Source organism: Seonamhaeicola algicola (assembly GCF_007997385.1).
Taxonomy (GTDB): Bacteria; Bacteroidota; Bacteroidia; order Flavobacteriales; family Flavobacteriaceae; genus Seonamhaeicola; species Seonamhaeicola algicola.
The window spans coordinates 349,014-361,161 of record NZ_VOSC01000005.1; the positions used below are offsets into that span (position 1 = coordinate 349,014).

Annotated in this window: 7 protein-coding genes; 1 reads left to right on the plus strand and 6 read right to left on the minus strand. The window is 31.9% G+C overall.

Annotation, left to right across the window (positions count from 1 at the left end; translation table 11 throughout):
* The first annotated feature begins 133 nt into the window (after window positions 1-133).
* Complete coding sequence (locus tag FUA26_RS01495; RefSeq protein ID WP_147130713.1) at window positions 134-1,789, plus strand: energy transducer TonB; 1,656 nt, start codon at window positions 134-136, stop codon at window positions 1,787-1,789.
* 4 nt (window positions 1,790-1,793) lie between these two features.
* On the opposite strand, the gene FUA26_RS01500 is transcribed toward FUA26_RS01495, so the two are convergent.
* The 6 genes from FUA26_RS01500 to FUA26_RS01525 form a co-directional block, all read right to left on the minus strand.
* On the minus strand, window positions 1,794-2,270 hold the full coding sequence (locus FUA26_RS01500; RefSeq protein WP_147130723.1) for a hypothetical protein: 477 nt from the start codon (window positions 2,268-2,270) through the stop codon (window positions 1,794-1,796).
* A 12-nt stretch (window positions 2,271-2,282) separates the two neighbouring features.
* Window positions 2,283-4,691: an alpha-ketoacid dehydrogenase subunit alpha/beta gene (locus FUA26_RS01505; RefSeq protein WP_147130725.1), complete on the minus strand. Its 2,409-nt coding sequence runs from the start codon at window positions 4,689-4,691 to the stop codon at window positions 2,283-2,285.
* Between the two features lie 168 nt (window positions 4,692-4,859).
* Entirely contained in the window at window positions 4,860-7,694 is a 2,835-nt protein-coding gene (locus tag FUA26_RS01510; RefSeq protein WP_246109048.1) for a gluzincin family metallopeptidase, read from the minus strand.
* A 120-nt stretch (window positions 7,695-7,814) separates the two neighbouring features.
* Window positions 7,815-8,504 carry an LOG family protein gene (locus tag FUA26_RS01515; RefSeq protein ID WP_147130726.1) on the minus strand — a complete coding sequence of 230 codons (690 nt, stop codon included), beginning with the start codon at window positions 8,502-8,504 and terminating at the stop codon, window positions 7,815-7,817.
* Window positions 8,505-8,584: 80 nt separating this feature from the next.
* Entirely contained in the window at window positions 8,585-11,416 is a 2,832-nt protein-coding gene (gene uvrA / locus FUA26_RS01520) for an excinuclease ABC subunit UvrA (protein ID WP_147130728.1), read from the minus strand.
* 144 nt (window positions 11,417-11,560) lie between these two features.
* Entirely contained in the window at window positions 11,561-11,926 is a 366-nt protein-coding gene (locus FUA26_RS01525; RefSeq protein WP_147130729.1) for a hypothetical protein, read from the minus strand.
* Between the last annotated feature and the right edge of the window lie 222 nt (window positions 11,927-12,148).

Genomic DNA, 12,148 nt, shown 5'->3' on the forward strand with positions numbered 1-12,148 from the left:
TTCATTTAAAGTGTATTAAAAAACTTTATGATTGTAAGAAAAAATGTTCTTTTTATGTTTTTTACCTGTTAAATTTGTATTTAAACTATATTAATTATATGTTTGAAATAGCTATTATTAACATTTTTTTAATATGAAAAATTTTTATTTGATAATTTTTGTAGTGTTTTTTTCAATTATTAACAGTTTCTCACAACAAGAAGCGGCATTAGTTAAAGAAACAGATTGGTTACAAATTTGGACAGACTTTAATCCAAATAGTAAAAGTTATAATGAACCTTCGCAAATTATAAGCGGTGAAATAACTCAAGATACAAAACTTTACAAGCGCGAAACGTATTTACTTGTGGGCAATGTGTTTGTAAAAGAAGGCACTACTTTAAGTATAGAACCAGGAACTGTAATTATGGGTGATTATAAAACCAAAGCCACATTAACTATAGCAAAAGGCGCACAATTAATTGCTGAAGGCTCAGAAACAGACCCAATAGTTTTTACATCTAATAAAAGCATTAAGCGAGGAGGAGATTGGGGTGGCCTAATTTTATTAGGTGATGGTAAATTAAATACTTTTGGCATGGCCACAATGATGCGTTACTACTCAAACTTAGAGCCTAAGTTTTACAGCCTTGTAAATTATGGTGGAGCTAGCACTATTAAAAATTCGGGCATATTAAAATATGTAAGAATTGAGTATGCAGGTAAAAAATCATATAGTAGTACAGGTAGTTTAAGTGGTTTGTTATTAGCTGGTATTGGCAACGAAACTACCATTGAACATGTTATGGTTAGTTATTCAGCTGGCGATTCTTTTAAAATTTTAGGAGGAAATGTAAACTTAAAAAATGTTGTTTCATACAAAGCTAGCGCTAACGACTTTAGTTTTAACACCGGAACACTATCAAAAATTAATAATGCTATAGCTTTTAGGTATCCTTATGCATCAAGTAGTGCAGGTTCTAGATGTTTAACTGTTAAATCATACAATAAACGAGAAGAAATAGATTTTTCAAAAGAAGGCACTCAAGTGATAGCCGAAAATTTAAAATTCATAAATAATAGCGATAATGTAAAATCAGATATGACATCTGGTTTAATTAAAGAAGCTGTTTATATTGGTGAACATACAAAAGTTGAATTAAGCAATAGTGAAATAAAAGGTTTTAAACCCGCAATTGTATTTGATGAAAAAATTAATACAGAAGTTGAAAACCTAAAAAATATTAGTTTAACTAATATGGTATTTAAAGATTGTGAAGGCTATGTTAAGACCTTTAATAATTTAACTAATACACGTTTAGATGATTGGTATGCAAACAGAACGTTTTTAAATGCATTCTCTATTAACAATGAACCTGTGGTATTAATTGCCGATGCAAAAAAAGTAGCTGTGGAAAAAGAATTAGCTGAAAAAGAAGCAGCAAAAATGAGAAATGTAGCAATACCATTTGAACTCATTGAAATAGCACCAGTTTTACCAGGTTGCGAAGGAAACTCACAGAGTAAAGCATGCTTTAAAAATAAGGTTAGAGCTCATATATCTAGTAATTTTAAGTATCCAGAAGAAGCTATTAAAAACAAATTACAGGGTAGAGTTTTAATTATGTTTGATGTAGATGATAAAGGAGCAGTTGTAAATATTAGAACAAGAGGTGATCATAAAATATTAAATGATGAAGCAGAGCGTATAATTAAACTTTTACCCAAAATGCAGCCGGCTAAAAAACAAGGTCAGATAGTAAAAATGGTATATGGTTTACCTATTGGGTTTAATAATACTGATAACTAAGTAGTTACTCACTTAAACTTTCAATCATTACATTAAAATCATATTGTAAATCTTCATGTAAAGTATTTATATGTTTTTTGGCTAATTCTAATTGCCTGTAATATATATTGTGTAATTGAGTGCTTTTACTAATACTGGGTTTGAAATTTTTAAGTTTCTCACAAAAATAGAGAAGAAGCTCAACCTCAGTTTCTTTCTTTTTAGAGTATCTAATGTACTTTTTTATATTACGTAAAATTTTTCTAATAGTTTTTCTTATGTAATAAAAACTATCAGTATTTATGGTTTCAAATTCTGTATCAATATAGTTTTTAACACTATTAATGTATCCAGCTTCGTTATTAGCTTCAAAAAGTAAATAAGTGAGTAGTTCTTTGTTTTCTTTTTTAAATCTAGAAAGTTTTAAACAAAGTTCTTGAATTTCTTTATGTGATAGCTCATTAAGTTCTGCTTTGATTTCCTTAACAGTTACGGCTTTCATAAATGCTAGACATTATCGTAATTTTGGATAATTTGAAGGGTTTACTTCATGCATAACTTCATAAATTGCTTCAAAAATATCTTCAGCCGATGGTTTTGAGAAATAATCACCATCATTACCATAAGCGGGTCTATGGGCTTTAGCTGTTAATGTTTTTGGTTCACTATCTAAAAACTGAAATGCTTTTTGTTTGTTTAAAATTTCATCTAAAATATATGCCGATGCACCACCAGGAACATCTTCATCAATAATCATAACACGGTTTGTTTTTTCAATACTTTTTACAATATCATGATTAATATCAAAAGGTAAAAGCGACTGAACATCAATAACTTCAGCATTAATACCAACAGTAAGTAACTCTTTAGCAGTTTGTTCAACTAGGCGTAGGGTAGAACCGTATGAAACTAAAGTAATATCAGTTCCTTCTTTTATGGTTTCTACCACACCAATAGGTGTTTTTAAACTCCCTAAATTACTTGGCATTTTTTCTTTTAGCCTGTAACCGTTTAAGCATTCTACAACAATAGCAGGATCATCGCCTTGCAACAATGTGTTGTAAAAACCAGCAGCTTTGGTCATGTTTCTAGGGACTAAAACATTTACCCCGCGTGCTAAATGTAAGATGCCGCCCATTTGAGAGCCTGAGTGCCAAATACCTTCTAAACGGTGACCTCTGGTTCTTATAATTAAAGGCGATTTTTGTTTGCCTTTTGTGCGGTAATGTGTTGTAGCTAAATCATCACTAATGGTTTGAATGGCATACAATATATAATCTAAATACTGGATTTCGGCTATAGGGCGCAAACCTCGTAATGACATACCAATGCCTTGGCCAACAATGGTAGCTTCTCTAATACCAGTATCGGCAATTCTAAGTTCGCCAAATTTAGCTTGTAAACCTTCTAAACCTTGGTTTACATCGCCAATATTACCTGTGTCTTCACCAAACACCAGTGCTTCAGGATAATTAGTGAAAATGGCATCAAAATTATCTCTAATAATAATTCTACCATCAACTAGTGGTGCATCATCATTATAAGTTGGCTTAACTTCAGATATTTTTGTATTGGCGTGAGCTGTTTCAGAGTATAAATGAGAACTGAATAAAGGTTGTGTTTGCTGTAAGATGGTATCTATCCAGTTAGCAAGCATTTCTTTTTCAGCAGATGTATCAGTGATAGTATATCTTAAAGCTTTTCTAGCTACAGATAAAATATCTTTTCTAGCGGGCTCATCAATATTTACTAAACCTTCTTTAAGTTTAGTTATAAAAACACCGTTGGCAGATTTTGCTGCTAGTTGTGTTAAAATAGCAATGAGTTCTGTTTTTTCTTTAATTATTGGTTTTAAAAAGGTGTTCCATGCATTCTTTTTAGCTTCGCGAACTTCTCTTTTTATGGTTCTTTCAATATCGGTTAATGCTTCATTGGTGGCAATACCGCTTTCAATCATCCAATTACGCATTTTTAGGTTACAGTCATGCTGTCTTTCCCATTCTAAGCGCTCAGGACCTTTATAACGTTCATGCGAACCCGATGTAGAATGTCCTTGGGGTTGTGTAAGTTCTTGTACGTGAATTAAAATAGGTACATGTTCTTCTCGGGCAATGGCACCAGCTTCTTGGTAAGTTTCAACAAGGTTTGGGTAATCCCAACCCTTAACGCGTAGTATTTCAAAACCTTTTTCATCTGAATTGCGCTGAAAGCCTTTAAGTATTTCAGAAATGTTTTCTTTTGTGGTTTGGTGTTTAGCATGTACTGAAATTCCGTATTCATCATCCCAAATACTAACAACCATAGGCACTTGTAAAACACCGGCAGCGTTTATGGTTTCAAAAAATAAGCCTTCGCTGGTGCTGGCATTTCCAATGGTGCCCCAGGCCACTTCATTACCATTTACAGAAAAATTTGAAGCTTTAATACCATCAACATGTCTAAAGATTTTTGATGCTTGTGCTAAACCTAATAAACGTGGCATTTGGCCGGCAGTTGGTGATATATCGGCACTAGAGTTGAATTGTTTTGTAAGGTCTTTCCAATTACCATTTTTATCTAAACTATGTGTTACAAAATGGCCTCCCATTTGACGACCGGCAGACATGGGTTCTAACTCAATATCTGTATTGGCATAGAGTCCTGCAAAAAACTGTTCAACAGTAAGTTCGCCAATAGCCATCATAAAAGTTTGATCTCTGTAGTAACCAGATCTCCAATCGCCTTTTTTAAAAGCTTTTGCCATGGCTAGTTGTGGTACTTCTTTACCATCGCCAAAAATTCCAAATTTTGCTTTTCCTGTTAGAACTTCGCGTCTTCCTAATAAACTACATTCTCTACTTCTAACAGCAACTTTATAATCATTTATAACTTCGGTTTTGAAATCTTCAAATGAAATGTTTTTTAAATCAGGAATACTTTGCATAATTAAGAACGCTTTAGTGCTTTTGCAAAAGTAGTAAAAATTTGTCTTTTTTACAAGATATTGAAGTGCTAAGTTGTTGTTGAATATTTAAAAATATTCAATATGAGTGTTTTTAAATGAATATTTTTAATAAAAAACACTGTTTTACTGATAATAATTTAATAATTATTAAAACCATCGCCTTCTAAACAGGCCAAGTAGCACTTGCGGATCTACGGTGAATTTAAAGCGTATTTTCTGGTCATAATTAGGCTGACCAATTTCCCAACCTAAATTGGAGTATACAGGGAAGTATATTTCGAAATAATCGGTTACTAAATTAAGTCTTATTCCAGAATCATACATGAAATGCTCAGACTTGTGTTTGTTTTTTATGAAACCAATATCACCGTATGCTAAAATGTATTTCCAGAGGGTTGTACTAACATTCATGGTTGATATCCATTGGTTGGCATAGGGTATTTCTAGCTTAGATTTAAAACCACCTTCGGCTGTGATGTATTGCTGACTAAAAATTCCAGTGTCTTCAGATCTTCCTAAATAATTATAATCAAACAAATAATCGGTTGGTCTATCTAAAGCAAAACTGAAAAAGTTTGAAGAAGGGTCATTGTTGTTTTCTAAAAACATACCGCCAAAAAACCTTATGTTTAATTGCCTGTTGCTTTCAAAAAGCTTTCTGTATTCGTAGTTAAACGATAATTTGCTGAATTTTTTTCCTATTTGAAAATCGGCATACCACTTGTTAAAGTTTATTAAATTATCATTAGAGTTAATATATCTGGCATTAAAAATACTGTAGTTGGGCTCATCTGATGTTAGTATATTATTTACATCTTTATCGCGGTGAATATCAACATATCTAAATACTAAAGAAGCCCGTTTGTTTGATCTAAAATCACTATCATCTCTAAATAGAAATGATAATGAAGGTGTTACTCTTCTAACAAATAAATCTTCAGCATATGAGGCATAACCTCCAGAAATACCGTAATTTATTGCGTATAAATTGGTGTTTTCTAAATAATGCGTGTTTGAAATTGAGGCAGAACCAGTTAAAGATTTAGATTTTAAAGCGTAACGCGGTTCAATTTTATAATTAAATAATTTACGTAAAACGGTTTTATTGTAGGCTCTAACACCCAGAGTTAATCCGTCATAAATATTATTAAATTCTACTACGGGCATAAAAAACACTTGGTTATAATGTGGGTCTTCAATGTCTTTTAACAGCCTAAATTGTAGCGGTTTATTGTTGAAAAAGAAACCTTTGAGAGATTTCCAATTGTCTCTTATATTTATTTCAGGAATAACTTCATTATAGTTTAAAACTAGTTTATTGGCATTATTACGAGGTATAGTTAGTGTTTTATTAAATTGTATGTTTTGTACCCACGTTTTTGAAACAATACTATCATCTTTTAGCGCATACAATGATATGGGCATGCTATTGTTGCGTTTGTTTTTAATAGTTATGGTTACAGAATCTTCAGTTTTTGAAATCTTTTTAATTTTGAAATCTATCTTTTTACGTGTGTTTATATAATCTGTAAAAAACCAATCTATATTTTTTGTGGTTTTAGATTTTATAAGATTTTTAAAAGCAAGTGCATTAGTTTGTTGCAGTTTGTTGGTTTTTACAAATTCTGATAGGGTGTTTTCAACAATATTATTATTTACAAAATCATCTAAATATTTTAAACCAATACCAGCTTTGTATTTATTAGCAATGTTGGTGTTAAATTTTAGTAATGAATCTTTAGCCATGGTTAACTTTTGGTCGCGGTTAGTTCTGGCCATGAGCATAAAAACAAGGTTGTATTTATCATTATACTGCATATCTGCAGCATGAAAAGACCTAACGCCCCAAATATTGGCAAAAGATCCTAAAAACTTCATGTTTGGGTATTGTTCATCAACATATTTCATTAAGTAATACACCATGATGCCATCAATTAACCAATGGTCTTTGCGTGGGTTAACTAACAGCGTATTTTCTAAATAATTTAATAATGAAATTTTTAAGAGTTTTAATTCATATTGAAAATTTTTGGGGTATGGTTTTAAAAATTTTGGTAAAAAGTTTAAACCATAAATAGGGTTTTTGTCATAATCTACATGTGTTAGAAGTAGTTTTTCATGCGGGTATTTACCCAAATTTGTTTCAATAAAACTTAATATTTTTTCGGTAATTAAAACCTTTTCTATAACCTCTAATTTTTCATCATTAATACTAGAAACTAATGCAATATTGTCATTTTGAACCGTATTAAATATTTTGTTTTTAGTTAGAAATAATTTTGAATTAACCCTGTTTTTTCCCGAAAGTGTAATTGTTTGATTTGTATGGTTTTGGGTGTGGTTATCTGTGTTTAATTCTGAAGCAACGAAATAGCCTTTCGGATATTCAATTTCCATAGAAATATTAGCAGTAGGCACATACAAATCATCTAAATTTTTATTACTGTAAAACTGCCAATTACCGTTGTAAATAGCAGGTGTTATATACCAATATCTTAAGTTAATATCACCGGTGTTTGTAATGCCGTATTTTGTGAATTTAGCATCAGGAATTCTAACAATATAATTTAAAGATATATTATAAAATGTGTTTGGTAAAAGTGGTTCTTGTAAATCTACTTTAATTATGTCTGGGTGTTTTTCCAGTTCGCAATAAGCTATTGCCGTATTATTTTGGGTTATTGAAGTTACAACACTATAACCACGTTCATCACTTTTTGCAAGGTGAAAATCGTTTATATACTCATCTGCAATACGTTTAGCTAAAGGTGTTTTTTTTGTAGCGTAACTATTACTCCAATTGTTTAGGTATATTGTTTTTAATGTGTCTTGCGAAGTGTTGAAATATGTTATGTTTTGTGAAATTTTTATGTTTCTATTATCAACATCAAAAGCAGCTTTTATGTCAATTTTATTCTGACTAAAACTGTGTAAACAACAGGTAAATGATATTAATAAAAAATTAAAAAAGTGAAACTTCAAATTTAGCAAACATTAAAGGTTAATAGTATATTGAAGGGGTTGCAATATAGCAAAATAAGTAAACTACAAGCTTAACATCACTTTATGTAAGTATTAATTAGCTTGTAGCTTTATGTGTTTTTAAAAATTAGGACTAAGCTGCGATTGTTTGTAGAAATTATCTAAAATTTCAGTAACCTCTTCAGCAGTGTCAACAAGGTGAATTAAATCTAAATCGCTAGGGCTAATATTATTAAAGGTATCTAAAAGTGTTTTTTTAACCCAATCTAGAAGGCCTTCCCAAAAGTCTGTGCCCACTAAAATTATTGGAAACTTTCCAATTTTATGTGTTTGAATAAGTGTGATGGCTTCAAAAAGTTCATCAAGTGTACCAAAACCACCAGGCATAACAACAAAACCTTGTGAGTATTTAACAAACATAACTTTACGCACAAAGAAATAATCAAAATCTAAATTTTTATCATGGTCTATGTATGGGTTGTCATGTTGTTCAAAAGGCAATTCAATGTTTAAACCAACCGATGTGCCGCCACCAAGGTGCGCTCCTTTATTTCCTGCTTCCATAATACCAGGGCCACCACCAGTAATAACACCGTAACCAGATTGTACAATTTTTTCGGCAACATCAACGGTAAGTTTATAATATTTGTGGTCTGGTTTTGTTCTTGCAGAGCCAAAAATAGATACACAAGGTCCTATTTTACTCATTTTTTCAAAACCATTAACAAATTCTCCCATTATTTTAAAAATTGCCCAAGAATCGTTTGTTTTAATTTCGTTCCAACCTTTGTGGTGCAGTTCTTTTCTCATATAATTTTCAATATTTTATTTTATTTTTTTCTGAAAACACACTTGCAAAATACATTGTTTTGCTTTGATAGTAGTGCAGACTAATTTAATTCTTTTTTAAGAAATTTAGCAGTGTAACTTTTTTTATGTTTAGCAACTTCTTCGGGTGTGCCTTCAACAACTACTTGTCCGCCGCCTTTACCGCCTTCATAACCAATATCAATAATATGGTCAACGGCTTTTATAACATCTAAATTGTGCTCAATAATTAAAACGGTATTACCTTTGTCAGCTAATTTATTTAAAACTTGCATTAGTACGCGAATATCTTCAAAATGAAGGCCGGTGGTTGGTTCATCTAAAATATAAAATGTGTTTCCGGTATCACGTTTGCTAAGTTCTGTGGCTAGTTTAATGCGTTGTGCTTCACCACCAGAAAGTGTAGTGCTTTGTTGTCCAAGCGTTATGTACCCTAAGCCAACATCTTTAATTGTTTTTAGTTTTTTGAAAATTTTAGGAATGTGTTCAAAAAAATCAACAGCTTCATTAATAGTCATTTCTAAAACATCACTAATAGATTTTCCTTTGTATCTTATTTCTAGAGTTTCTCTATTAAAACGCTTGCCTTGGCAAGTTTCACATTCTACATAAACATCGGGTAAAAAATTCATTTCAATAACCCTTAAACCACCGCCTTGGCAAGTTTCGCACCTACCGCCTTTAACATTAAAGCTAAAACGCCCCGGCTTGTAACCGCGTATCATGGCTTCGGGTGTTTTAGCAAACAGGCTTCTAATTTCGCTAAAAGTACCTGTGTATGTTGCTGGGTTACTACGTGGTGTACGCCCAATAGGTGATTGGTTTATGTCTATAACTTTGTCAATATGCTCTAAACCTTTAATGCTTTTGTAGGGCATGGGTTTTTTTACACCATTAAAGTAATGTGCATTTAAAATAGGGTAGAGCGTTTCATTAATTAAGGTAGATTTTCCACTGCCAGAAACACCAGTTACACCTATCATTTTACCTAACGGAAATTTAACCGATATATTTTTTAAATTATTACCCGTGCAGCCTTTTAGCTCTAAAAAGTTACCATTGCCTTTTCTGCGCTTTTTGGGTACTTCTATAGCTTTTGTGCCATTTAAATAATGTGCTGTAAGTGTGTTGTGTGTTTTAAGTTCTTTTACATTGCCTTTACTTATAATTTCGCCACCAAATTTACCTGCTTTTGGGCCTATATCTATTACATAATCGGCACGTTCTATCATATCTTTATCATGTTCAACAACAATTACAGAGTTGCCAATATCACGCAATGATACTAATGAATTTATAAGTTTTTCATTATCGCGTTGGTGTAAACCAATACTAGGTTCATCTAAAATATATAGCACGCCAACCAGTTGAGAACCAATTTGTGTTGCTAAACGAATGCGTTGTGCTTCGCCACCAGAAAGTGATTTTGAGCTTCGGTTTAAAGACAAATAATCTAAACCAACATCTAATAAAAATTGGAGTCTAGCTTTTATTTCTTTCAGAATTTCTTCGGCTATTTTAAGTTGCTTTTTAGAAAGGTGTTTATCTAAATCTTTAAACCAATTAGCAAGCTCAATAATATCAGTGTTAGCTAGTTCAGCAATATTTTTATTGTTTAATTTGAAGTAAAGTGATTCTTTTTTTAAACGACTGCCTTCGCATTCAGGACATTTAATTTTGTCCATATAATCTTTTGCCCATCGTTTTAATGACGTAGACTCGGCTGTTTTGTATTGGTTTTCAATAAAGTTAGCAACTCCTTCAAAATCTATATTATAATTTCTTGTAACACCTAATGTTTTACTTTCAATGGTAAACTTTTCGTTTCCACCGTAAAGAATCATTTGTTTAGCTTCTTCAGGAATGTCTTTGTATGCATCAGTTAATTTAAAATCAAAGCGTTGAGCAATGGTTTCAAATTGTTTAAAAATCCAACTTTTCTTTTCAGGGCCATGGGGTGCTAATGCGCCATTTTTAATTGAAAGTGTATTATCTGGTACAATTTTGCTAGGGTTTACTTTGTAAAGTTCGCCAATACCATTACAGTTTGGGCAAGCACCTTTTGGTGAGTTAAATGAAAAATTATTGGGTTCAGGGTTTGGGTATGAAATACCAGAGCTTGGGCACATTAGATTACGACTAAAATAACGTGCTTTTTGTGTGTCTTGGTCAATAACCATTAGCACATCTTCGCCATGATACATGGCGGTGTTTATGGTTTCGGTAAGGCGTTTATCGTTGTCAGGTGTGTTGTTTACAACCAATCGGTCAATAACTATTTCAATGTCATGCGTTTTGTAACGGTCTAGTTTCATGCCTTTGGTGATGTCTTTAATTTCACCATCGGTTCTTACTTTCACAAAGCCTTGTTTAGCTATTTGCTCAAAAAGCTCACGATAATGTCCTTTTCTAGAGCGTATTACAGGTGCTAAAATATTTATGCGTTTACCTTCAAAATCTTTTTTTATGAGTTCTTTAATTTGCTCATCACTGTAGCTTACCATTTTTTCGCCTGAATTATAACTGTAAGCATCACTAGCACGCGCAAAAAGGAGGCGCATAAAATCATAAATTTCAGTAATAGTACCAACGGTAGAACGTGGTGATTTGCTAGTTGTTTTTTGCTCAATAGCAATAACAGGTGAGAGGCCGTCAATTTTATCAACATCTGGACGTTCTAATCCTCCTAAAAATTGGCGTGCATATGCAGAAAAGGTTTCAATGTAACGACGCTGTCCTTCAGCATAAATAGTATCAAATGCTAAAGACGATTTTCCACTACCCGATAACCCTGTAATAACTACAAGCTTTTCTCTAGGAATAGCAACATCAATATTTTTAAGGTTATGGGCTCTGGCGCCTTTTACTTCAATAAAATCTGTAAACTCACTCATAAATTTGCAAAAGTGCTAATTTACAACTTTCGTTCTTAAAAAAATAGCTTGTAGTTTATGTTAAATATTAAAAATTGTTAAATAAAAAAGCTGCATATATATGCAGCTTTATGTGAGTTAGTCAATTAAAATATTTTAAAACTATTACATTTTAGATAGCTCTCCAGAATTTAAAGAACTACTGTAATTAGCTTTAACTTGTTTAACGTAGCCAAAGAATTTGCTATTATCCTTTTTCTCTAAAATAACGTAGGTGTTTCCGTTTTTGTTTTCTACATCTTTAACAACCACTTCTGTACCGTGTACAGGCTTATAAGTTGCTAAATTCCCTTTTTTCACAATAAAATTTAGTTTAGGAAAAAAAACGTGATTGTATTTTGTGTTTGAGGTAGCATTTACAACTAAAACATCACCAACCTTTGGTTCGCTTTGGGGTAAGGTGTTAGGGTTTGTGTTGTTTGCAAATGAAACTCCAAAAACAAATAATAAGGCAAAACTTAGTTTTTTCATGATGTTAATTTTTTATGGTTAATACTGATTTTTCAATGAAAATAATTCATGAAAATCATAAAAAAAATAGCTTTTGAAATCTTTAACTTTTACCTTTTTTTATTGGTTTTTACCCACACCCCTTAATTTTAATGGGTGTGCTGCTTGTTAAATATTTTCATATGTTTTTCAAGGTGCTTTTTGTGAATGTTGTTGTGTTCTTTTTTTGATAAACCTAGTTTT